Origin of the sequence: Nocardioides nematodiphilus (assembly GCF_020216525.1) — a bacterium.
Taxonomy (GTDB): Bacteria; Actinomycetota; Actinomycetes; order Propionibacteriales; family Nocardioidaceae; genus Nocardioides; species Nocardioides nematodiphilus.
In genome coordinates this window covers 41,142-62,707 of the sequence record NZ_JAIWOY010000010.1, presented here as the reverse complement: position 1 = coordinate 62,707, position 21,566 = coordinate 41,142, and the positions used below count along the sequence as shown (strand labels likewise).

The 21,566-nt window shown below is 70.7% G+C and carries 19 protein-coding genes; 8 read left to right on the top strand and 11 right to left on the bottom strand.

From position 1 onward, the window contains the following. Positions 1–3: 3 nt before the first annotated feature. Positions 4–1,386, bottom strand: a complete 1,383-nt coding sequence (locus KSO98_RS15435) for an NAD-dependent succinate-semialdehyde dehydrogenase (RefSeq protein ID WP_225286573.1) — start codon at positions 1,384–1,386, stop codon at positions 4–6. Continuing rightward, a complete protein-coding gene (gene gabT, locus KSO98_RS15430; RefSeq protein ID WP_225286572.1) occupies positions 1,383–2,729 on the bottom strand; it encodes a 4-aminobutyrate--2-oxoglutarate transaminase in 1,347 nt (448 codons plus the stop codon). The genes KSO98_RS15435 and gabT overlap by 4 nt, the downstream gene beginning before the upstream one ends. A gap of 76 nt (positions 2,730–2,805) precedes the next feature. Between gabT and KSO98_RS15425 the strand changes: the two genes are divergently transcribed. Next, positions 2,806–3,693 carry a LysR family transcriptional regulator gene (locus KSO98_RS15425; protein ID WP_225286571.1) on the top strand — a complete coding sequence of 296 codons (888 nt, stop codon included), beginning with the start codon at positions 2,806–2,808 and terminating at the stop codon, positions 3,691–3,693. Here the strand turns inward: KSO98_RS15425 and KSO98_RS15420 are convergent. Continuing rightward, the gene (locus tag KSO98_RS15420; RefSeq protein ID WP_225286570.1) at positions 3,690–5,207 is read right to left on the bottom strand and encodes an APC family permease; all 1,518 of its coding nucleotides are present in this window, start codon (positions 5,205–5,207) and stop codon (positions 3,690–3,692) included. The genes KSO98_RS15425 and KSO98_RS15420 overlap by 4 nt on opposite strands. 180 nt (positions 5,208–5,387) lie before the next feature. On the opposite strand from KSO98_RS15420, the gene KSO98_RS15415 reads away from it, so the two are divergent. From KSO98_RS15415 to KSO98_RS15400, 4 genes are read left to right on the top strand one after another with little or no spacing between them, the layout of a single operon-like run. Continuing rightward, positions 5,388–6,863, top strand: coding sequence for an aldehyde dehydrogenase (locus KSO98_RS15415; protein WP_225286569.1), 1,476 nt, complete (start codon positions 5,388–5,390; stop codon positions 6,861–6,863). Between the two features lie 4 nt (positions 6,864–6,867). After that, complete coding sequence (locus KSO98_RS15410) at positions 6,868–7,821, top strand: DODA-type extradiol aromatic ring-opening family dioxygenase (RefSeq protein ID WP_225286567.1); 954 nt, start codon at positions 6,868–6,870, stop codon at positions 7,819–7,821. Between the two features lie 14 nt (positions 7,822–7,835). Continuing rightward, positions 7,836–8,696 (top strand): fumarylacetoacetate hydrolase family protein, encoded by an 861-nt coding sequence (locus KSO98_RS15405; protein ID WP_225286566.1) that lies wholly within the window; start codon positions 7,836–7,838, stop codon positions 8,694–8,696. Positions 8,697–8,709: 13 nt separating this feature from the next. Continuing rightward, positions 8,710–9,417, top strand: coding sequence for a gamma-glutamyl-gamma-aminobutyrate hydrolase family protein (locus KSO98_RS15400; RefSeq protein ID WP_225286565.1), 708 nt, complete (start codon positions 8,710–8,712; stop codon positions 9,415–9,417). Between the two features lies 1 nt (position 9,418). Here KSO98_RS15400 and KSO98_RS15395 read toward each other — a convergent pair whose 3' ends face one another. The 5 genes from KSO98_RS15395 to KSO98_RS15375 are packed head-to-tail and all read right to left on the bottom strand — an operon-like array spanning position 9,419 to position 14,480. Next, on the bottom strand, positions 9,419–10,120 hold the full coding sequence (locus tag KSO98_RS15395; RefSeq protein WP_225286564.1) for a gamma-glutamyl-gamma-aminobutyrate hydrolase family protein: 702 nt from the start codon (positions 10,118–10,120) through the stop codon (positions 9,419–9,421). A 13-nt stretch (positions 10,121–10,133) separates the two neighbouring features. Continuing rightward, positions 10,134–10,913: a 3-oxoacyl-ACP reductase gene (locus KSO98_RS15390; RefSeq protein WP_225286563.1), complete on the bottom strand. Its 780-nt coding sequence runs from the start codon at positions 10,911–10,913 to the stop codon at positions 10,134–10,136. 20 nt (positions 10,914–10,933) lie between these two features. Continuing rightward, the gene (locus KSO98_RS15385) at positions 10,934–12,301 is read right to left on the bottom strand and encodes an aldehyde dehydrogenase family protein (protein ID WP_225286562.1); all 1,368 of its coding nucleotides are present in this window, start codon (positions 12,299–12,301) and stop codon (positions 10,934–10,936) included. 11 nt (positions 12,302–12,312) lie between these two features. After that, positions 12,313–13,716, bottom strand: coding sequence for a glutamine synthetase family protein (locus KSO98_RS15380; protein ID WP_225286561.1), 1,404 nt, complete (start codon positions 13,714–13,716; stop codon positions 12,313–12,315). An 11-nt stretch (positions 13,717–13,727) separates the two neighbouring features. Further along, complete coding sequence (locus KSO98_RS15375) at positions 13,728–14,480, bottom strand: FadR/GntR family transcriptional regulator (RefSeq protein ID WP_225286560.1); 753 nt, start codon at positions 14,478–14,480, stop codon at positions 13,728–13,730. Positions 14,481–14,660: 180 nt separating this feature from the next. Between KSO98_RS15375 and KSO98_RS15370 the strand changes: the two genes are divergently transcribed. Further along, positions 14,661–16,256: an amino acid permease gene (locus KSO98_RS15370; RefSeq protein WP_225286559.1), complete on the top strand. Its 1,596-nt coding sequence runs from the start codon at positions 14,661–14,663 to the stop codon at positions 16,254–16,256. Between the two features lie 64 nt (positions 16,257–16,320). Here KSO98_RS15370 and KSO98_RS15365 read toward each other — a convergent pair whose 3' ends face one another. Then, a complete protein-coding gene (locus KSO98_RS15365) occupies positions 16,321–16,818 on the bottom strand; it encodes a MarR family winged helix-turn-helix transcriptional regulator (protein WP_225286558.1) in 498 nt (165 codons plus the stop codon). Between the two features lie 39 nt (positions 16,819–16,857). Next, complete coding sequence (locus KSO98_RS15360; protein ID WP_225286557.1) at positions 16,858–17,670, bottom strand: acetoacetate decarboxylase family protein; 813 nt, start codon at positions 17,668–17,670, stop codon at positions 16,858–16,860. 124 nt (positions 17,671–17,794) lie between these two features. On the opposite strand from KSO98_RS15360, the gene KSO98_RS15355 reads away from it, so the two are divergent. Next, a complete protein-coding gene (locus KSO98_RS15355) occupies positions 17,795–19,147 on the top strand; it encodes a glutamine synthetase family protein (RefSeq protein ID WP_225286556.1) in 1,353 nt (450 codons plus the stop codon). Positions 19,148–19,173: 26 nt separating this feature from the next. Then, complete coding sequence (locus KSO98_RS15350; protein ID WP_225286555.1) at positions 19,174–20,454, top strand: cytochrome P450; 1,281 nt, start codon at positions 19,174–19,176, stop codon at positions 20,452–20,454. 119 nt (positions 20,455–20,573) lie between these two features. Here KSO98_RS15350 and KSO98_RS15345 read toward each other — a convergent pair whose 3' ends face one another. After that, entirely contained in the window at positions 20,574–21,560 is a 987-nt protein-coding gene (locus KSO98_RS15345; protein ID WP_225286554.1) for a PDR/VanB family oxidoreductase, read from the bottom strand. Between the last annotated feature and the right edge of the window lie 6 nt (positions 21,561–21,566).

Genomic DNA, 21,566 nt, shown 5'->3' with positions numbered 1-21,566 from the left:
CGATCAGCTCCAGTCGACACTGAGGTATTGGGGCTCCAGGAACGCCAGTAGCCCCTCCCGCGCGCCCTCACGCCCGAGGCCGCTCTGCTTCACCCCGCCGAACGGCGCCGCCGGGTCGGAGACCAGGCCGCGGTTGACGCCGATCATGCCAGCGTCGATCCGCTCGGAGAGACTGATGGCCCGCTTGAGGTCGCCGGAGAAGACGTAGGCGGCCAGGCCGTACTCGCTGTCGTTGACCATCCGCACGAGGTCCTCGTCGTCGTCCCAGGTCACGATCGGGGCGATGGGGGCGAAGAGCTCCTCGGTGACGACCGTGGCGTCCGGGGCGACGCCGGTGAGCAGCGTCGGGGCCAGGAAGTGGCCCGGCAGGTCGGGCAGCTGCGCCTGGGCCGCGACGTGCGCGCCCGCGGCGATCGCCTCGTCGAGCCGGGCGCGGGCGCCGGCGAGCTGGCGGGCGCTGATGAGCGGGCCGATCGCGGCGCCGTCGGCGGCGTCGCCGACGACGAGCTTCTCGATCGCGGCGCCGAGCAGGGTGGTGAACTCCTCGGCCACGCGCGTGTGCACGTAGAACCGGTTGGCCGCGGTGCAGGCCTGTCCACCGTTGCGGAACTTCGCGATCATCGCGCCGGTGACCGCGGCATCGAGGTCGGCGTCGTCGGCGACCACGAAGGGGGCGTTGCCGCCCAGCTCCATCGATGCGTTGACGACCCGGTCGGCGGCCTGGCGCAGCAGCTGGCGCCCCACGCCGGTGGAGCCGGTGAAGGAGATCTTCCGTACGCGGCGGTCCTCCAGCCAGGCCGCGACCACGGCGGGCGCGTCCGTGGTGGTGACGATCTGCAGGACGCCGTCGGGCAGGCCCGCCTCGCGCAGCAGCTCGGCGATCGCGAGCGCGGTCAGCGGGGTCTCCTCCGCCGGCTTGAGCACCGCGGTGCAGCCGGCCGCGAGCGCCGGGCCGATCTTGCGCGTCGCCATCGCGGCGGGGAAGTTCCACGGCGTGACGAGGGCGGCGACGCCGACCGGCTTGTGGCGCACGATCGTGCGGGTGCCGCCCGCGGGCGACTCGGTGTAGTCGCCACCGGACCGAACCGCCTCCTCGCTGAACCAGCGGAAGAACTCGGCGGCGTACGCGACCTCGGCGTGCGCGTCGGTGAGCGATTTGCCGTTCTCCTGGCAGATCAGCGCGGCGAGTCGGTCCTTGTCGCGGATCATCAGCTCGAACGCCGTGTGGAGGATGACGCTGCGCTGGCGCGGGGGAGTGGCGGACCACGACGGGAACGCCGCGTGCGCCGCCTCGACGGCCGCGATCGCCTCGTCGACGCCGAGGTCGGGGACCTCGGCGATCGGCTCGAGGGTGGCGGGGTTCTGGACGACGAACTGCCCGGTCATGCGAGGTCACCCATCACGGTCGCGAGCACGTCGAACGCCTCGTGCAACAGCTCGTCGCTGATGCTCAGGGGCGGCAGGAAGCGGAAGACGTTGCCATACGTGCCGCAGGTCAGCACGACGATGCCGGCCTCCCGCGCCCGGCTGGCGATCGCGCCCGCGAGGGCGGCGTCCGGCTCCAGGGTGCCGGGCTTGGTCAGCTCGATCGCGATCATGGCACCGCGGCCGCGGATGTCGGCGATGGCCGGGTGCATCTCCTGCAGCTGGAGCAGGCGGGCGACGATGATCGACTCGATCTGCAGGGCGCGCTTGTTGAGGTCGTGCTCCTTCATCTCGGCGATCGCGCCGAGCGCCGCGGCGGCCGCGACCGGGTTGCCGCCGTACGTGCCGCCCAGGCCGCCGCCGTGGACGGAGTCCATGATCTCGGCGCGGCCGGTGACAGCAGCCAGCGGCAGGCCGCCGGCGATGCCCTTCGCGGTGGTGATCAGGTCGGGGACGACGCTCTCGTGCTCGACGGCGAACCACGAGCCCGTGCGGCAGAAGCCGGCCTGGATCTCGTCGGCGACGAAGACGACACCGTTCTTGGTGCACCACTCGGCGATGGCCGGCAGGAAGCCGTCGGCCGGGACGATGAAGCCGCCCTCGCCCTGGATCGGCTCGATGACGACGCAGGCGACCTGGTCGCCGCCGACCTGCTTCTCGATCACGTCGATGGCGCGCGCCGCGGCCTCCTCGCCGGACAGGCCGCCGTCGCGCAGCGGGTACGACATCGGGGCGCGGTAGACCTCGCCCGCGAACGGCCCGAAGCCGTGCTTGTACGGCATCTGCTTGGCCGTCATCGCCATCGTCAGGTTGGTGCGCCCGTGGTAGGCGTGGTCGAACACGACGACCGCGTCGCGACCGGTGTGCACGCGGGCGATCTTCACGGCGTTCTCGACGGCCTCGGCGCCGGAGTTGAAGAGGGCCGACTTCTTGTCGTGGTCGCCCGGGGTGAGCTCGGCGAGCGCCTCGCAGACCTCCACGTACGCGTCGTAGGGGGTGACCATGAAGCAGGTGTGGGTGAAGGCGTCGAGCTGGGCCTTGGCGCGCTCGACGACCTGGGTGGCGGAGCTGCCGACGGTGGTGACGGCGATACCCGAGCCGAGGTCGATCAGGTGGTTGCCGTCGACGTCGACGATGATGCCGCCCGCGGCCTTGGCGGCGAAGACGGGCATGGTGGTGCCGACGCCGCCGGCGACCGCGGCGAGCTTGCGGGCCATCAGCTCGGCCGAGCGCGGGCCGGGCAGGTCGGTGACCAGGCGACGCTCCTGGGGGACTCCGTTGACCGTGGGGGTTTCGGTGCTCATGCTCCCAGTGTTCGACCGCCAGGCCTATGCTGTCCAATACTTCTTTCTGATCTTTCCCATGCTCAGGAGGCATGCGATGGAGTTGCGACATCTGCGGTATCTCGTCGCGGTCGCGGACGCCGGATCGGTCTCCGCCGCTGCCGAGCGCGTGCACGTCACCCAGCCCAACCTGTCGCGCCAGCTGCGCCAGCTCGAGGACGAGCTCGGCGTACCGCTGTTCGACCGCGGCGCCGGGCGGCTGGTGCTGAGCCGGACCGGGCGCGAGCTGCTGCCCGCGGTGCGACGCGTGCTGGGGGACGTCGACGCCCTCGCCGACGCCGCCGCCTTCCACGCGCGCGGTCGGGTCGAGCGCGTACGGGTCGCGGCGCCGACCGTGACGATGGTCGACGTGGTCTCACCGTTCGTGGCCACGATGGCCCCTGACGAGCCGGTCATCGACGTCGTCGCCGGCGACGGGATGACGAGCGCGGCGATGCTGGAGAGCGGGGCCGACCTGGCGATCGGGACCGACCGCCCCGGGCGTCCGCACCGCTGGCTTCCGCTGGCGGTCCTCCCGGTCTGGGCGCACGTGCGTCCCGACGACCCGTGGGCCGGACGCGAGCGGGTCGAGCTGGGCGAGCTCGTCGAGCGGGACCTGATCGCGCTGCCCACGACCTTCACCGCCCGCGAGGCGCTGGACGCCGCGCTGGTGAGCGCCGGACTCTCGGCCGCACGCCTCACCGAGGCCGCCAACGGCACCGTCGCCCAGGCCCTCGCCGCCTCGGGCCGCGGGATCGCGGTCGTCTCCGACGATCCCCGGTACGGCCTGGTGCCGCTCGCGGTGGCGCTGCCGGGCGGGGGGCTGCTCAGCGTCCGGCTGGTCGCGGCCTGGGACGGCGCCGGCGTGGCTGCCGACGCGATGCAGGCGATCGCCGTACGCCTGAGTGACTGGGCCACCCGGACGTACGGCGTCGCCGCGAGCTAGCTGACGAGGTCCGCGATCGCGTCGGCGTTCTCGGTGTTCCTGCGCAGCGCGCCGACCGCGAGGCCGACGACCAGGCTGATGGCGGGCAGGAGCACCAGGAACCAGCCGAGCGTTGAGAGGCCGAACGTCTGCGTGGTCGGGTCGACACCGGCGGCGACGGTGCCGGCGAGCAGGCCGAAGCGGGCCATCACCAGGTAGAACGCCATGCCGAGACCGAGGATCGACAGGGCCGGGGCGAGCAGCGTGCGCCACCAGTGCGACGCGCCCTTCCTGGCGAAGTACACGATCACCGACAGCGACACCAGCGCCTCGACCAGCAGGATGGCCAGCACGGTCATCGAGCTGAACCAGCTGAACATGTTGAGGAACGGGTCCTTCTTCGCGATCGCGAAGATCACGATGACCACGCCGGCGATGACCGAGGTGGCGAGGGCGCCGACGACCGGGGCGCCGTGCTTGTTGACCCGGTCGAAGACGCGCGGCAGGACGCGGGCCCGGCCGAGCGCGAAGAAGTAGCGGGCGGCGCTGTTCTGGAAGGCGAGCAGGCCGGCGAAGAGCGAGGAGAGGACCAGCCAGCTCATCGTGGTCGCCAGCCAGCCGCCGACGAACTCGCGCGCCACCGAGAAGACGACCTCGGCCGGGTTGCCCAGGTTGTCGGAGGCCTTCATGACGTTGCCGACGGCGTCGGCGCTGCCGATGCCCGACACGATCGCCCAGGAGGTGACCGCGAACAGCACGGAGATCAGGCCGATGGCGGTGTACGTCGCGATCGGGACCGCGCGCTTCGGGTCCTTGGCCTCCTCGGCGTAGATCGCGGTGGCCTCGAAGCCGATGAAGGAGGCGAAGGCGAAGGCCAGCGCGATGCCCGCGCCGCCGGTGAAGCCGCCGGCGAAGATGTGGTTCGGGGCGAACGAGGCGGCCAGGTCGAGGCCGTCCTTGCCGCCGCCCTGGAAGATCACCGCGAGCGCCGTGAGGACCAGCGAGAGCACCTCGACGCCCATCAGCACGCCGAGCAGCTTGGCGCCGATGTCGACCTGCAGCACCGAGAGCACGGTGACGATCGCCCAGGCGATGAGGCACCAGGCCCACCACGAGAGGTCGGTGCCGAGCTTGGCGTTGAGCTGGGTGGAGGCGACGGAGCCGAAGAAGCCGAAGATGGCCAGCTGGACCGCGAGGTAGGCGACCAGTGAGGTGAACGCCGAGCCGACGCCTGCGATGCTGCCGAGACCGCGGCCCACGTAGGCGTAGAAGGCGCCCGCGTTGGAGACCTCGTGGCTCATCGTGGAGTAGCCCACGCTGAAGATGAGCAGCACGATGCCGGCGACCAGGTAGGCGCCCGGGGCGCCGGCGCCGTTGCCGAGGCCGATGGCCACCGGGACGGCGCCGGTCATGCCGACCAGCGGCGCTGCTGCCGCGACGACGAAGAAGACGATGCCGGCGATGCCGAGCTTGTTGCGCGAGAGGCTCTCGCCGGGCGTCGCCGAGTCGGCGACGGTGTGGGTCGGGGTGCTCATCAGGGGGACCTCCGGGGCGATGTCACGTCAGGAACGTGATGCAGGCCACGCACATTAGTTTGCATCCAAACGATCTGTCGAGAGTCGCCTGGGAAATTTTTCGAGCGTCCTGACTCCCTTGACGACGCCTGTTCCGAGTCATACGTTTGGATCCAAACGATCTAGCTCGATGGAGGATCCATGCGTCAGGACTGCGCGAGCGTCGAGGGCGTCGAGGTCGACACCCGCCATTGGATCGGCGGGCAGCGGGTCGCCTCGGCGACCACGTTCGAGGACGTCTCGCCGATCGACGAGACCGTGATCGCGTACGTGCATGCCGGGACGTCCGCTGAGGTGGACGCGGCCGTCGCCGCGGCCCGCGCGGCGTTCCCGGCCTGGGCGGCGCTGCCCGTCGGGGAGCGGGCAGCGATCCTGCGCCGGGTCGCCGAGGGGATCGAGGCCCGGATCGAGGACCTCTCCCTCGTCGAGACGCGCGACAACGGCTCGCTGATCCGCAGCCACCGTCGCGGCGTGATGCCGCGCGTGGCGATGAACTTCCGCGCCTTCGCCGACTACGCCGAGCACAAGCTCGGCCACCCCGACATGGAGGTCCCGAACCGGGGCCACCGCGAGCGCATCTCGTACGACCCCGCGGGCGTCGTCGCGATCATCACCCCGTGGAACGCCCCGCTGATGCTCGCCACCTGGCGGATCGGCCCGGCGCTGGCCGCCGGCAACACCATCGTGGTCAAGCCGCCGGAGTGGGCGCCGCTGACCGCCAGCCTGCTCGCCGACATCATGCACGAGGCCGGCGTCCCGGCCGGGGTCTTCAACGTCGTGCAGGGCACGGGCCTCGACGCCGGTGCTCCGCTCACCGCGCATCCCGGCATCAACCGGCTGGCGTTCACCGGCTCGGTGCCGACCGCCGGGACGATCGCGAAGGCGGCGGCCGAGAACATCGTGCCGCTCTCGTACGAGCTGGGCGGCAAGTCCCCGCTGCTCGTCTTCGAGGACGCCGACCTCGACCTGGCCGTGGAGATCGCCGTCGAGCAGTTCGACAACGCCGGCCAGGTCTGCCTCAAGGCCGCCCGGATGCTGGTGCACGAGTCACTCGCCGAGGAGTTCACCCGGCGCGTGGTCGAGGGCGCCGAGAAGCTGGTGCAGGGTGACCCGCGCGACGAGGCCACCGACGTCTCCGCGCTCATCTCGCGCCGCCACTTCGACCAGATCAGCGGCTTCGTCGAGCGCGCGCTCGCGGACGGTGCCCGCCCGCTCCTGGGTGGCGGGCCCAACGACGATCTCGGTGGCCTCTACTTCCGCCCGACGATCCTGGTCGACGCCCCCGAGGACGCCGAGATCATGACCGAGGAGGTCTTCGGGCCGGTGGTCACGATCCAGACCTTCGCCGACGAGGAGGATGCCGTGCGGAAGGCGAACGACACCCGCTTCGGTCTCGCCGCCACGCTCGTCACCGGCTCGCGCGAGCGCGCGGAGCGGGTCTCGGCCGGGCTCGAGGCCGGCACGGTGTGGGTGAACTGCTTCTTCGTCCGCGATCTCGAGGCGCCCTTCGGGGGCAACAAGAAGTCGGGCATCGGCCGCGAGGGCGGCCTCTGGTCGTTCGACTTCTATACCGACATCAAGAACAGCGTCTTCAGCCCCACGGGCTGGAAGGAGTAGGGCGATGGGTGAGGTGGTCGGCGCCGGCCTGCTGGCGCATGTCCCGACGATCATGCTGCCGGAGGAGATCCGCCGCGAGCTCAACAACGGCGAGGACTCGACGCTGGTCTCAGGGCTGCGGGAGCTGCGGCGCGAGGTCTTCGAGACCCTCGAGTACGACACGGTGCTGGTGATGGACTCGCACTGGGCGACCACCGTCGAGTACGTCGTCACCGCGCAGGACCGGCGCAGCGGGCTCTTCACCTCCGAGGAGCTGCCGCGCGGCATGCAGCGCCGGCCGTACGACTTCCCCGGCGACCCCGAGCTCGCGCATCTGATCGCGAGCAAGGCACCGGCGCACTCCACGTGGGTGACCGCGATCGACGACCACCACCTGCCGATCTTCTACGCCACCACGAACCTGTGGGAGTTCCTCGGCGACGGCATGCCCGACAAGCGCTGGATCTCGATCGGCGTGTGCCAGACGGCCGACGCGGAGGACTGCTTCCGGCTCGGCCGGGCCGTCGGCGAGGCGATCGCGGAGTCGGACCGCAAGGTGCTGATCCTCGCCTCCGGCGCGCTCTCGCACACGTTCTGGCCGCTGCGGAAGCTGCGCGACCACGAGGCCGCCGGCCACGAGCACATCTTCACGCCCGAGGCACTGGCCGCCGACCTCGAGCGGATCGAGTGGTTCAAGGCAGGCGACCATGCGCGGGTACTGGCGACGATGGACGACTTCTACCGGTTCAAGCCGGAGGCGAAGTTCATGCACTACCTGATGATGATCGGCGCCCTCGGCGAGGAGGCCTGCACCGCTGCGGGCCGCCAGTTCGGGGAGTACGAGAACTCGGTCGGCACCGGCCAGGTGCACCTGTGGTTCGACCGCCCCGAGGGCGGCTTCCCGCCGCCGAAGCACACCCCGCTCGACCCCGGCTTCGCCCGCCAGACCGGGCTCCCCGACATCCCTGCCGCAGGCTGAAGAGAGACAGGCACATGAGCATCCGCGAGACCCGCCGCATCCTGCTGGACGGCAACGCCGTCGACGTCGTACGCGATGGGGAGAGCCTCGTCGCCGGCGACGGCCGCGTCGTCTCGATCGCCGACGCGATCCACCTGCCGCCGGTGACGCCGCAGAAGATCATCTGCGTCCACCTCAACTACATCAGCCGGGTGAAGGAGCTGCAGGTCAGCCTTCCGCCCGCGCCGACGTACTTCCACAAGCCGGTCACCGCGCTCAACGCGTACGACGCGGCCGTGATCCGGCCCGAGGGCTGCAAGTGGCTCAACTACGAGGGCGAGATCGCCATCGTGATCGGCCGCACCGCACGCAACATCTCGCCGGCCGAGGCGGGCGACTACATCCGCGGCTACACGGTGGCCAACGACTATGGGCTGCACGACTTCCGCGACACCGACGCCGGCTCGATGCTGCGGGTCAAGGGAGCCGACACGCTGTGCCCCGTCGGCCCCGGCGTCATCGAGGGCTGGGACTTCCGCGGCAAGCGGATCCAGACCCGCGTCAACGGCGAGGTGAAGCAGGACGGCTCCACCGACGAGATGGAGTGGGACATGCACTACCTCGTCGCCGACATCGCCCGCACCATCACCCTGCACCCCGGCGACCTCCTGCTGTCCGGCACCCCGGCCATCTCGCGGACCGTCTACCCCGGCGACGTCGTCGAGGTGGAGGTCGAGGGGCTCGGCACGCTGCGCAACCACATCGTCTCGGGCCCGACCGCGATCCGGAGCGACGTCGGCGCCCAGCCGACGGAGTCCGAGGAGGTCCTCTCGACCGCCCAGGGCGGCGACTGGGAGTTCCGCGGGATCCGCAAGCCCCTCCCGCCGGCGCACTGAGCTGGGGACAGCGATGACTGCTCGTCCTCGGATCCTCATCCCGGCCCGGTTCTCCGACTCCGCGTCCGCGCTGCGATACCGGGCCGAGGTGACCTCGCGCGCGCTCGTCGAGGCGGTCTGGGCCGCCGGCGGCGAGCCGCTGATGATCCACCCCGCGACCGGGACGGACGCCGAGATCGCCGAGCGGCTCGCGCTCGCCGACGGCGTCCTCCTGCCCGGCGGAGGAGACCTGGCGGCGCAGTGGACCGGCCAGGAGCACCACCCGACGATGTACGACATCGACGAGGTCCAGGACGCGTTCGACCTGGCCGTCGCCCGGGTCGTGCTGGGGCAGGGACTGCCGCTGCTCGCGGTGTGCCGCGGGCTACAGGTCGTCAACGCCCTGCTCGGCGGCACCGTCGTGCAGGACATGGACAGCACGTACGGCGAGGCGCGTCACCACCGCCACCGGGCGCACGAGGTGAAGGTCGAGGCCGGCACCCGGCTCGCCGGCATCGTCGGCGAGCTGGTGGACGTGAGCTGCTACCACCACCAGTGCATCGATCGACCGGGCGAGGGCCTGAGGGTGATCGCCACCGCGGACGACGGCGTCGTCGAGGCCGTCGATCTCGACGGGGCGAAGGGCTGGTTCCTCGGTGTCCAGTGGCACCCCGAGGACACCTGGTCGACCAACGCGAGCCAGCTCGCCGTCTTCCGCGCCCTGGTCGAGGCCGCGCGCTGATCTAGCGCGAGCGCGCGGCGGCGATGAGGCCCGCGAGCAGGCCCACGTCCGCGGCCGTCTCGGGATGCCACTGCACCGCGACGCAGAAGCGGTCGCCGGGGAGCTCGATGGCCTCGAGGGTGCCGTCGGCCGCTGTCGCCACCGATGCGAAGCCCGGCGCGGAGCGCACCGACTGGTGGTGATGGCAGTTCACTGTGACGTCGTGGCCGACCAGCGTCGCGAGCCGCGAGCCCGCAGAGACCGCGACCGACACCGAGCCGTACGCGTCGCCGCCGGGGGAGTGCTGCTCGTGGCCGACCAGGTCGGGGGTGTGCTGGTCGAGCGCTCCGCCGGCGTGCACCGCCATCAGCTGCATCCCGCGGCACACGCCGAGCACCGGCAGCCCCGCGTCGTCGGCGGCCGCCAGCAGGGCGAGCTCCCAGGCGTCCCGGTCGGGCCGCCAGCTCGACGTGCGGGCGTGCGGGGCCTCGCCGTAGCGCCCAGGATCCACGTCGGCGCCGCCGCTGATCACGAGCCCGTCGAGCCGCGCCACCGCCGCAGCCGCCGCCCCCGCGGCGGCGACCGGCGGCAGCAGGACCGGCACGCCGCCGACCGCCTCGACCGCCTGCGCGTAGAGCGCCGGCAGGAGGTCGGCGGGCTGGTCCCAGACCCCCCACGCCGCCTGCTCCCGGTAGGTGGAGAGCCCGATCAGGGGCGCGTTCATCGAGGTGCGGCCGTCACAGCGGCGTGACGTACGCGCCGGAGATGCCGCCGTCGACCAGGAACGTGTTCGCGGTCATGAACGACGAGTCGTCCGAGGCCAGGAACAGCACCGCCGCGGCCATCTCCTCGGGCTCGCCGAAGCGGCCCATCGGGATGTGCACCAGCCGGCGCGCGGCCCGCTCCTGGTCCTTGGCGAAGAGCTCCTGCAGCAGGGGCGTGTTCACGGGCCCCGGACACAGCGCGTTGACCCGGACGCCGTCGCGCGCGAACTGAACGCCGAGCTCGCGCGTCATCGACAGCACCCCGCCCTTGGAGGCCGAGTAGGAGATCTGTGAGGTCGCCGCGCCCATCACCGCCACGAACGAGGCGGTGTTGATGATCGAGCCCTTCTTCTGCTCGAGCATGTACGGGAGCGCCGCCTTGCAGCACAGGTAGACCGACGTCAGGTTCACCTCCTGCACCTTGCGCCACGCGTCCAGGTCGGTGTCGAGGATCGAGTCGTCCTCCGGCGGGCTGATCCCGGCGTTGTTGAAGGCGATGTCGACCGAGCCGTAGGTGTCCTTCGCGGTCTTGAAGAGCGCGTCCACCTCCTCCTTGGAGGTCACGTCGACATGCACGTACGTCGCCACCGCCGCGCCGCCCAGCTCCTCGACGAGGGCCGCGCCGGCCGCGTCGGCGATGTCGCCGATGACCACCTTCGCGCCCTCGGCCACGAAGCGCCGTACGGTCGCCAGCCCGATGCCCGAGCAGCCGCCCGTGACGACGGCGACGCGGTCCTGGATCCTGCCAGTCATTTCTCTCCTTGGGGTGGGGCTCAGTGGGCGATGAAGACGTTCTTCTCCTCGGTGAACGCATACGGCGCGTCGGGGCCCAGCTCGCGGCCGAGGCCGGACTGCTTGAAGCCGCCGAACGGCGTCCAGTAGCGCACCGAGGAGTGCGAGTTGACGCTGAGGTTGCCGGCCTGGACGCCGCGCGCGACCCGCAGCCCGCGACCGAGGTCGGTGGTGAAGATCGAGCCGGAGAGGCCGTACTCGGTGTCGTTGGCCTTGGCGATCGCGTCGCCCTCGTCGTCGAACGGCATCACCGCGACGACGGGCCCGAAGACCTCCTCGCGCCAGATCGGCATCGCCGGGTCCTCCACGGGCACGACGGTCGGCGGCACCCAGAAGCCCGGGTTGTCCGCCCCGCCGGGGGTCGTGCCCTGGATCGCGACGTCGACGCCGTCGAGGTAGCCGGTCACGCGCTGCTTCTGGGTCGCCGAGATCAGCGGACCCATCTCGCTGGCCTCGTCGCTCACGTCGAGCACCCGGATCCCAAGCACGGCGGGCGAGAGCAGCGCCATGAACTCCTCGTACGCGCTGCGCTCGACCAGGATCCGCGAGCGGGCGCAGCAGTCCTGCCCGGCGTTGTCGAAGACGGCGTAGGGGGCGGCCGCGGCCGCGGCGGCCAGGTCGGTGTCGGCGAAGACGATGTTGGCCGACTTCCCGCCGAGCTCGAGGGTCACGTTCTTCACCTGCTCGGCACAGCCGGCCATGATCCGCTTGCCGACCGCGGTCGAGCCGGTGAAGCAGACCTTGCGCACCAGCGGATGTGTCACGAAGCGCTCGCCGACGACCGGTCCCGCACCAGGGATCACGGTGAGCACGCCCTCGGGGATGCCGGCCGCGAGCGCCAGCTCGCCGAGCCGGATCGCGGTCAGGGGGGTCAGCTCGGCGGGCTTGAGCACGACCGTGTTGCCGGCAGCCAGTGCGGGCGCGAAGCCCCAGGCCGCGATCGGCATCGGGAAGTTCCAGGGCACGATGATCCCGACCACGCCGAGCGGCTCGTGGAAGGTGACGTCGAGGCCGCCGGCGACCGGGATCTGCCGGCCGGTCAGCCGCTCGGGAGCGCCGCTGTAGTAGTTGAGCAGGTCGCGGACGTTCCCGGCCTCCCAGCGCGCGTTGCCCCAGGTGTGACCCGCGTTGCGCACCTCGATCTCGGCCAGCTCGTCGAGGTGCTCCTCCACGACGGCGGCGAACCGGCGCAGCAGCCGGGCCCGCTCGCCGGGCGCCACCGTTCGCCAGGACTGGAAGGCCTCGTGGGCGGCGGCGATCGCGGCGTCGGCCTGCTCGACGGAGGCGAGCGGGACATCGGCGATCGGCTGCGCGGTCGACGGGTTGATCACGGTGAAGAGATCGCTCATGAGGTGCGGACCTACATCCTTTCGAAGCCGCGGCGCAGCTCCCAGTCGGTGACGGTGGCGTTGTAGGCGGCCAGCTCGACGTCGGCCGTGTTGACGTAGTGGTCGACCACCGCGTCCCCGAACGCCTCGCGGGCGAAGGCAGAGCCGGCGAACGCCGTCCGGGCCTCGAGGAGCGTGGCCGGGACCTTCGGCAGGTCGCTGGCGTACGCGTTGCCGACCAGGGCGTCGGGCAGCGCGAGCTCGGCGTCGATGCCGTGCAGGCCGCCGGCGATCATCGCGGCCAGCGCGAGGTACGGGTTCACGTCGGCGCCGGGGACCCGGTTCTCGAGGCGCGCGCCGTGACCGTGGCCGACCAGCCGCACCGCGCAGGTGCGGTTGTCCTCGCCCCACGCGATCGTGGTCGGCGCGAACGAGCCGGCCGCGAAGCGCTTGTAGGAGTTGATGTTCGGCGCGTAGAGCAGCGTCAGGTCGGCCATGGTGGCCAGCACGCCCGCGATGAAGTGGTCGTAGAGAGGAGTCCGTACGCCGTGCCCGTTCTGGGGCCCGTTCTCGGCGTCCCAGAAGAGCAGCCCGCCGTCGGCGGTGCGCAGGGACAGGTGGATGTGGCACGAGCTGCCCTCGCGCTGGTTGAACTTCGCCATGAACGTGATCGAGCGGCCGTGCTGGGCCGCGATCTCCTTGGCGGCGTTCTTGTAGACGGCGTGGTTGTCCGCGGTGGTGAGCGCGTCGTTGTAGAGGAAGCCGATCTCGTGCTGGCCGAGGTTGCACTCGCCCTTGGAGCCCTCGACGTCCAGGCCGGCGTTGTACATGTGCGTGCGGATGTCGCGGATCAGCGGCTCGACGCGGGTCGTGCCGAGGATCGAGTAGTCGATGTTGTACTCGTTGACGGGCTTGAGCTCCTGCCAGTCCGCCCGCGCCGCCTCCTCGTAGGTGTCCTCGAAGGCGATGAACTCCAGCTCGGTGCCGGCCAGCGCCACCCAGCCGCGCTCGGCGAGCCGGTCGAGCTGCCGGGTGAGGATCGCGCGCGGCGACTGCACAACCGGAGACCCGTCGGGCCACGCGAGATCGCACTGGACCATCGCCGTCCCGGGCAGGTGGGTCAGGCGCCGTGCGGTCCGCCCGTCCAGGACGAACTCCATGTCGCCGTAGCCCTGCTCCCACGAGGAGATCGCGTAGCCGCCGACGGTGTTCATCTCGACGTCGACGGCGAGCAGGTAGTTGCAGCCCTCGGTGCCGTGGCCCAGGACGTGCTCGATGAAGTAGTGCCCGTGCAGGCGCTTGCCTTGGAGCCGGCCCTGCATGTCGGTGAAGGCGACGATGACGGTGTCGATCTCGCCGGTCTCGACCGCGGCCCGCAGCGCCTCCATGCTCAGGTGACGGTCGTTGCGGAGCGTGTCGGTCGCGGGCTCGGTCATGGCGCCTCTCCTCAGGTGAGCAGGCCGCGCAGCAGCGCGGCCGTGTCGTCGCAGTGCTGCTCCATCGCCCGGCGGGCGGCGTCGGGCCGGCCCTCCAGGATCGCCTGTACGACGGCGGTGTGCTGCGCGTCCGAGTGCGCGATGTTGGTCGGGAGCTGGGGGATGGCGAGCAGCATCTCGTGCACGGTCGCCTGCACCGAGGTCACGGCGTCGATCACCCGGCTCGAGCCCGTCAGTGCCGCGATCGTGAGGTGGAAGCGCGAGTCGGACTGACGGTAGTGCGCCGCCCTCGTCGCGGCGTCGACCTCCTCGTGCGCGGCGATCAGCTGGCGGCGGGCCTCGTCGCTCAGCTCGCTGGCGGCGACCGTCGCGGCGGCCCCGGGCTCGATGATGCGACGGAAGGCCAGCGCGTCGAGCCACTCGGCGCGCTGGGCGGGCGTGGTGCGCGCAGCGGCACGGGCGGACGGGGTCGGCGGCTTGAGGATGACGACGGTGCCGCCGCCCCGGCCGCGGGTGGTCTGTACCAGCCCGGCCTGGCGCAGCGCCGCCATCGCCTCGCGGAGCGTCGCCCGCGAGACGTGCAGCTGCTCAGCCAGCTCGCGCTCGGGCGGCAGGGTGCTGCCGAGTGGATAGACCCCGAGCCGGATCGCGGTGGCGAGCTGCTCGACACAGGCCTCGAACGCGTGGCTGCGCACCGGTCGCAGCACGGCTCCGGGCAACACGGCCTGGATCGAGCCCTGGGCGGTGTCGCGGGCGGCCTGCATGGCGGCCAGTCTGGGGCGCTCCCTGGTCGGGCGTCAACGGTTGAGAAGAGGTTAATGGTCTGGGTTCATACCAATTTTCCGTGACCTGTTTACACCCTGACGAGCGCGGGGCTAGGTTCCGAGGAAGCTCGGTGTGATCCACGTCTGCATGGCCCCCGACACTGATTCCAGGAGAATCGCATGCCCGAAGGACACGAATCCGACGTCCACCTGGACGACGAGGCCCATCTCGCGCAGCTGGGCTACAAGCAGGAGCTCTCGCGGACCTGGTCCGGCTTCTCCAACTTCGCCATCTCGTTCTCGATCATCTCGATCCTCGCCGGCTGTCTGACCACCTACGGCGCCGGCATCGCCAACGGCGGCCCGGTGTCGATCTCGTGGTCGTGGCCGATCATCTCGATCTTCATCCTGATCATCGGCCTGACGATGGCCGAGCTGGTCTCCTCGATGCCGACCTCGGGCGGCATCTACTACTGGGCCTCCAAGCTCGGCGGCCCACGCGCCGGGTTCTTCACCGGCTGGCTCAACCTGATCGGCCTGGTCGCGGTGACCGCCTCGGTGGCGTACGGCTGTGCGACGTTCTTCGAGCTGACCTTCGAGGAGTGGGGCTGGACCGACGGCTTCTCGCTCAACCGGGTCTTCGTGTTCTTCCTGGTGATCCTGTTCCTGATCGCCCTGATCAACATCTTCTCCAGCCACCTGCTGGCCCTGCTCAACAACGTCTCGGTCTGGTGGCACGTGGCCGGCGCCGCAGTGCTGATCGTCGCGCTGATCGTCATCCCCGACGACCACCTCAGCCTGTCCCAGGTCTTCACCGACCGGTTCAACGCGTCGGGCTGGCAGGCCGACGGCTCGACCAGCACGGTCGGCTTCTGGCTGGCGATCATCCCGTTCGGCTTCATCCTGACGCAGTACACGATCACCGGCTTCGACGCCTCGGTCCACCTGTCGGAGGAGACCCAGGGAGCAGCCCGCACCGCCGCGAAGGGCATCTGGCAGTCGATCTTCTACTCCGCCGTCGGCGGCTACATCCTGCTGCTCGCGATCACCTTCGCCATCCCGAAGGCGGCGGACGGCACCCCGGACTACGGCAGCATCCCGGCCGGCGGGGTGGCGTACATCTTCGACACCTCGCTCGGCGCGCACTGGGCCGGCACGCTGCTCTTCATCTCCTCGGTCGCCCAGCTCTTCTGCGCGACCGCCTGCCTGACCTCCACCTCGCGGATGATGTTCGCGTTCAGCCGTGACCGGGCCGTCCCCGGATCGCACCTGTGGTCGAGGGTCAACCACCACCGCACGCCGGTGAACGCCGTCATCGCCGCCGCGGTCGTCGCGGCGCTCATCACGCTGCCGGCGCTCAAGTCGGTCAACGGCATCCCGACGGCGTTCTACGCGGTCACGTCGGTCTCGGTGATCGGGCTCTACTTCTCCTTCGCCATCCCGATCTTCCTGCGGTGGCGCCACGGCGAGAAGTTCGAGCTCGGCAGCTGGAACAACGGCCGGCGCTATCGCTGGATGAACCCGATCGCGGTGCTGGAGATCGTCATCGTCGGTGTCGTGCTGATGCTGCCGACCTCGCCGCTCGGCGCTCCCTGGCGCGACGAGTTCGACTGGGCCAGCGTCAACTACGCCCCCGTCATGACGGTCGGCGTGCTGGTGCTGCTCGCGATCTGGTGGTCGGTCTCGGCGAAGAACTGGTTCACCGGGCCGGTGCACACCATCGACGTGCCCGAGCCGCCGGTGCCGCCGGTGGGGGCGGCCGAGCCGGCTCTCTGAGCGCGCTCTTCGAGGGCGGAGCGGGCCCGGTCCTCCCCGGAGGGCCGGCCCGCTCCGTCGGACGTCACTCCGCCTCGGAGGACTCCACCAGCGTGCGCAGCGAGTCGGTCATCACCGTCAGGTGCTCGGCGCTGACGTCACCGACGATGGTCGACTCGGTCTTGTTGAACTCGGGGTAGATCTCCTCCATCAGCCGCACGCCCTCGGGCGTGAGCTTGAGGCTGACCAGGCGGCGGTCCTCGACCGAGGGGATCCGCTCGATCAGGTCACGGGCCATCAGGGTCTTGGCGACGCCGGTCAGCGTGCCCTTGCTGATCCCCACCGAGTCGGCGACCTCACGGGTCTCCATCGAGTCCCAGATCCACAGCGTCCACAGCACCAGGAAGCCCGTCCAGGTGAGGTCGTTGGGCCGCAGCACCGTGTTGGTCAGGCGACCTCGGACCGCGTTGGCGGCGCGGTACAGGCTGAGCAGCGCGTGCGAGGCGGTGAAGTCCAGGGGCAGGTGCTCGACCCGCTCGCGGGTCGCCCGCTCGACCTCGGCGAGGGTGTGGCGGTCAGGCATGCTCGAACCCTAGGGCACGGGTCATGGTCCCGGGCCCGATCAGGACCACGTCCCGTCCGGCTGCCGGCGCGCGAGGGTCGCCCCGCCGTTCCAGACCACGCCGACCTGGCGGTAGTAGCCGCCGATGACCTCGTCGACGGTGAGGTCGGCGAGCTCCTCGGTGGGGGAGTCGAAGAGGCGCACGTCCACGTCGCCGGACCAGGCCGGACCAGCCTCGAAGGAGGCGGCGCCCGACGAGATCAGCTCGGCGTACGCGTCGCCCGGGCCGTCGATGCTGTGCACCCAGCGGTGGTGGGCCATCGGGTGGCTGTTCACGAAGCCGTTGGTCTCGGACTCCTCGCGCAGGGTCAGCACGGCCTCGGCCAGGCGGCGATCGCCGGCGGCGAGGGTGGCGCCGAAGACGCCGCCGGCCTCGATCTGCGGGGCCGCCTGGCCGAAGCGGTGGGGGCGGGTCTGGTGCATCGACCCGATCTTCTTCGGGTAGCCCTGGTGGATGCCGCGCCCGATCGCGAAGTCCTTGTCGACCCAGATGTAGACGCAGCGGGAGTAGGTGACGCCGCGGAAGGAGCAGCGCACCACGACGAACGCCTCCTTGTACTGGGAGCGGATCGGGTCGAGCAGCTCCTCGCGCGACGCCGAGCAGGACTGCCAGTCGGCCCAGATCAGCGCGACCGCACCCGGATCCTCCGGCGCCAGGTCCAACGGCTCGGGCAGAAGGGCCCGCACCTTGGCCGGATCCGTCCGATACTCGACGGTGAGAAGGTCGCCGGAGTACTGCCACTGCGGGTCGGGGATGAGCGTGGCGCGCCCCGTCGCCGTACGCGGGTAGAGGAAGCCGGTGAGCTGCTGCACGATGCACTCCTGAAATCGTTTGGGTACGAACGTTACGAGATCCAGCGAGGCACGACAAGGGGTTGTGTGATCCGCCTCACCGTCATACTGTTTGGAGCCAAACGAGTTTTGGAAGGATCCTCCGTTGAGCCATTTCGACACCTCCGGACTCCCGAGCGCGCAGGACGCCCTGGCGAGTGACGGCATCGACGTCGTCCGCCTCGGCTATGCCGACCTGCTCGGCGTCGACCGCGGCCGTGACGTGCTGGTGAACCGCTTCGCGCGCAGTGTCGGCGGCGGTGTCGCCTTCTGCCGCTCGGTCTACACCACCACCCCGCTCGGCGGCGTGGTCGACTTCGAGGGCGGCCTCTCGGCCGGCCTGCCCGACATCGTGGCCTTCCCCGACGTCAGCACGTTGCAGGCGGTGCCGTGGGAGCCGGGCGTCGCGCACTGCATCGCCGACCTCTTCAACCCCGACGGCACGCCCTCGCAGGAGAGCCCGCGCCACGTGCTGCGCCAGCTCGTCGAGCAGTTCAAGCAGCTCGGCCTCAGCCCGATCGTGGGGCCCGAGCTCGAGTTCTACGTGATGGAGCAGGACGCCGCCGCGCCCAACGGGTGGCGGCGGTACGGCGAGAGCACCGGCAACGTCTACACGACCGGCCGCAAGGGCGACCCGGAGAACACCCTTATCGAGTCGCTGCGCCTCCTCGGCGACTACGGCCTCGAGGTCTTCGCCGCCAACCACGAGTTCTCCTCGGGTCAGTACGAGATCAACATGTGGCACAGCGAGGCGCTCGACGCCGCCGACCGCGCCCACCGGTTCAAGGACGCGGTCAAGGAGCTCGCCCGGCGCAGTGGGCGGATGGCGACCTTCATGCCGAAGCCCTTCAACGACGAGGGCGGCTCCGGCTTCCACCTGCACTTCTCCCTGGTCGACGACGCCGGTGGCTCGCTCTTCGCGGACCCCGGGGTCGAGGACGGCCTCTCCGAGCTCGCCCGGCACGCGATCGGCGGCATCCTGGCCCACGCCCCGGCCATCGCCGCGATCGCGAACCCGACCATCAACTCGTACAAGCGCTTCGGTCCCGACACCCTCGCGCCGTGGCTGATCGACTGGGGCCTGGACAACCGGAGCGCGATGCTGCGGGTGCCGCCCGAGCGTGGCGGCTCCACCCGCCTCGAGCTCCGCCTCGGCGACGCGAGCGCCAACGCGTACCTCGCCATCGCCGGTCTGCTCGCCGGTGCCCTCCTCGGCATCCGCAACAAGATCGAGCCGCCGGCCGCGCTGGTCGGCTACGGCTACGACCCGGAGCGCTCCGAGATGCTGCCGCAGAGCCTGGACGCCGCCCTCGACGCGCTCGAGGCCGACAAGGAGATCGGGGACCTGCTCGGCACGCCCTTCACCACCGCGTTCCTCGCCTACAAGCGCGACGAGATCGCGCGCTTCCGGTCGGCCGTGACCGACTGGGAGTTCCGCGAGTACGCCACCCATCTCTGATCTCTCCGAGAGGAACCGAGACCACCATGCCCCGCCACGCCCCCGTACCTCTCGCCGAGGTGAACCTCGCCGACATCGACGGCTTCGCCGACGAGCGCGGCTACGCCCAGTTCGACACCCTGCGCGCGGAGTCTCCGGTCCACTGGACCGAGGAGTCCGACGGCAAGGGCTTCTGGGCCGTCACGCGCTATGAGGACATCTGGACCGTCGACCGTGATGCGGAGACCTTCACCTCGACGAAGTTCGTCAACCTCGAGGACATCGATGACGACCTCGCCGATGCCCGCCGCTCGCTGCTGGAGACCGACGGCGCCCGGCACGCGGCGCTGCGCCACCTCATCCACCGCGAGTTCAGCCCGCGCAACCTGATGAAGAACTACGAGTCCTTCCTGCGCGAGCTCACCAAGCAGACGGTCGACCGGGCCTTCGCCGCCGCGCGTGAGAACGACGGCCGGATCGACTTCGTGAAGCTGATCAGCGCCGACTTCCCGATCCAGGTGCTCGCGCGCCTGTTGGACGTGCCGGCGGAGATGACGCCCCAGCTGATCGCCTGGGGCAACGAGATGGTCGCCAACGCCGACCCCGACTACGCGAAGGTGCGGCTCGACGACCCGGAGTCGGAGAAGTACAAGCATCTCCCGTTCCGCTCGCCGACGGTGCTCGACGTGTGGGCGTACGGCAACGAGCTGCGCGAGGCCCGGGTGGGCGGCGACGGGGTGGACCTGGTGTCGATCCTGGCGAACAAGATGCCCTCCGACGGTGTGCCGCTGTCGCAGGAGGACTTCAACAACTACTTCTCGCTGCTCGTGATCGCGGGCAACGAGACCACCCGGCACGCGATCAGCCAGTCGATGCTCGGGCTGATCGAGCAGCGCGACCAGCTCGAGATGCTCGCGGCCGACCCGGCGCTGATGGAGACCGGGGTCGAGGAGCTGCTGCGCTGGGCCTCGCCGGTCTTCCACTTCCGGCGGACCGCGACCCGTGACCTGGAGCTGGCCGGTCAGCCCATCAAGGAGGGCGACAAGGTCGTGATGTGGTTCGCCTCCGGCAACCGCGACGAGCGGGTCTTCCCCGACCCGTACCGGATCGACGTGACCCGGACGAACGTCGACCACATGACCTTCGGCAAGGGCAGCCCGCACCTGTGCCTGGGCAACAACCTCGCCCGGATGGAGATCAAGCTGATGTTCCAGGAGCTCCTGCCGCGGCTGGCCTCGATCGAGCTGGACGGCGAGGTCAAGCGGGTCCGCTCCAACTTCGTCAACGGCATCAAGGCCTTCCCGGTGAGGATCACCGAGGCGTCCTGACGCGTATACAGATGAGCACGCCGGTCCTACGGGGCCGGCGTGCTCATCTTTATAGGGGCCTATAAAGATGAGCACGGTCCGGCGAGATGCCAGGCCGTGCTCATCTATATACGGGTCGCTCAGGCGTCGAGCACCAGGCGGGGGCCCTTGCAGCGCGAGACGCACACCATCATGCACTCGCCCTCGGCCTTCTCCTCGTCGTCCAGGACGGCGTCGCGGTGGTCGATCTCGCCCTCGAGGACGGTCTGCTCGCAGGTGCCGCAGGTGCCTTCCTGGCACGACGACAGCACGTGGATGCCGGCGGCGCGCATCACCTCGAGGACGGTCTCATCGGCGCCGACCGTGAGCGTCTTGCCGGACCGCTCCAGCACCAGCTCGAAGGCGGTGTCGCCCGAGGTGTCGATGTCGAGAGCATCGAAGCGCTCCACGTGCAGTGAGCCGACCGGCCACTTCCCGCAGTGCTCCTCGACGGCCCTCAGCAGCGGCTCGGGGCCGCAGCAGTAGACCAGCGTGCCGGCCGCGGGCGTGCCGAGGATCGTGGCCAGGTCGAGCATGCCGTGCTCGTCCTGGGGGACCAGCCGGACCCGATCGCCGTAGGTCGCCAGCGCGTCGCAGAACGCCATCGAGCCGGCCGTGCGCCCGCCGTAGTGCAGCGTCCAGTCGGCGCCGGCCGCCTCGGCCTGGGCGATCATCGGGATGATCGGGGTGATCCCGATGCCGCCGGCGATGAAGACGTAGCGGAGGCTCGGCTTGAGGGCGAAGTGGTTGCGCGGACCGCGCAGGATCAGCTCGGAGCCGGGCACCAGCTCGTGGGCGGCCACGGATCCGCCCCGGGAGTCGGCGGCGCGCAGCACGGCCACCTGGTAGCGGGTGCGGTCCGCGGGGTCGCCGCAGAGGGAGTACTGGCGGACCAGATCGTCCCCGCCCTCATCGGCGCCCAGCACCAGATCGAGGTGGGCGCCGGGCGCCCAGGCCGGTAGCTCGGAGCCGTCGCGCTCTCCGAGCGTCAGCAGCACCACGTCATCGGCGGCGAGGTCGACCGCCAGCACGACGGCGGCGATCTCGGGCTCGGTGACCGTACGGGCTTCAGCGAGTGCCTGGCTCATGGGGGC

What these genes read in the sequence shown, in the direction of transcription:
- KSO98_RS15350 (WP_225286555.1), top strand. Translation starts at nt 19,174, where the DNA reads ATGCCCCGCCACGCCCCCGTACCTCTCGCCGAGGTGAACCTCGCCGAC.
- KSO98_RS15370 (WP_225286559.1), top strand. Translation starts at nt 14,661, where the DNA reads ATGCCCGAAGGACACGAATCCGACGTCCACCTGGACGACGAGGCCCAT.
- KSO98_RS15385 (WP_225286562.1), bottom strand. Translation starts at nt 12,301, where the DNA reads ATGAGCGATCTCTTCACCGTGATCAACCCGTCGACCGCGCAGCCGATC.
- KSO98_RS15420 (WP_225286570.1), bottom strand. Translation starts at nt 5,207, where the DNA reads ATGAGCACCCCGACCCACACCGTCGCCGACTCGGCGACGCCCGGCGAG.
- KSO98_RS15400 (WP_225286565.1), top strand. Translation starts at nt 8,710, where the DNA reads ATGACTGCTCGTCCTCGGATCCTCATCCCGGCCCGGTTCTCCGACTCC.
- KSO98_RS15415 (WP_225286569.1), top strand. Translation starts at nt 5,388, where the DNA reads ATGCGTCAGGACTGCGCGAGCGTCGAGGGCGTCGAGGTCGACACCCGC.
- KSO98_RS15390 (WP_225286563.1), bottom strand. Translation starts at nt 10,913, where the DNA reads ATGACTGGCAGGATCCAGGACCGCGTCGCCGTCGTCACGGGCGGCTGC.
- KSO98_RS15410 (WP_225286567.1), top strand. Translation starts at nt 6,868, where the DNA reads ATGGGTGAGGTGGTCGGCGCCGGCCTGCTGGCGCATGTCCCGACGATC.
- KSO98_RS15365 (WP_225286558.1), bottom strand. Translation starts at nt 16,818, where the DNA reads ATGCCTGACCGCCACACCCTCGCCGAGGTCGAGCGGGCGACCCGCGAG.
- KSO98_RS15425 (WP_225286571.1), top strand. Translation starts at nt 2,806, where the DNA reads ATGGAGTTGCGACATCTGCGGTATCTCGTCGCGGTCGCGGACGCCGGA.
- KSO98_RS15395 (WP_225286564.1), bottom strand. Translation starts at nt 10,120, where the DNA reads ATGAACGCGCCCCTGATCGGGCTCTCCACCTACCGGGAGCAGGCGGCG.
- KSO98_RS15435 (WP_225286573.1), bottom strand. Translation starts at nt 1,386, where the DNA reads ATGACCGGGCAGTTCGTCGTCCAGAACCCCGCCACCCTCGAGCCGATC.
- KSO98_RS15380 (WP_225286561.1), bottom strand. Translation starts at nt 13,716, where the DNA reads ATGACCGAGCCCGCGACCGACACGCTCCGCAACGACCGTCACCTGAGC.
- KSO98_RS15405 (WP_225286566.1), top strand. Translation starts at nt 7,836, where the DNA reads ATGAGCATCCGCGAGACCCGCCGCATCCTGCTGGACGGCAACGCCGTC.
- gabT (WP_225286572.1), bottom strand. Translation starts at nt 2,729, where the DNA reads ATGAGCACCGAAACCCCCACGGTCAACGGAGTCCCCCAGGAGCGTCGC.
- KSO98_RS15345 (WP_225286554.1), bottom strand. Translation starts at nt 21,560, where the DNA reads ATGAGCCAGGCACTCGCTGAAGCCCGTACGGTCACCGAGCCCGAGATC.
- KSO98_RS15375 (WP_225286560.1), bottom strand. Translation starts at nt 14,480, where the DNA reads ATGCAGGCCGCCCGCGACACCGCCCAGGGCTCGATCCAGGCCGTGTTG.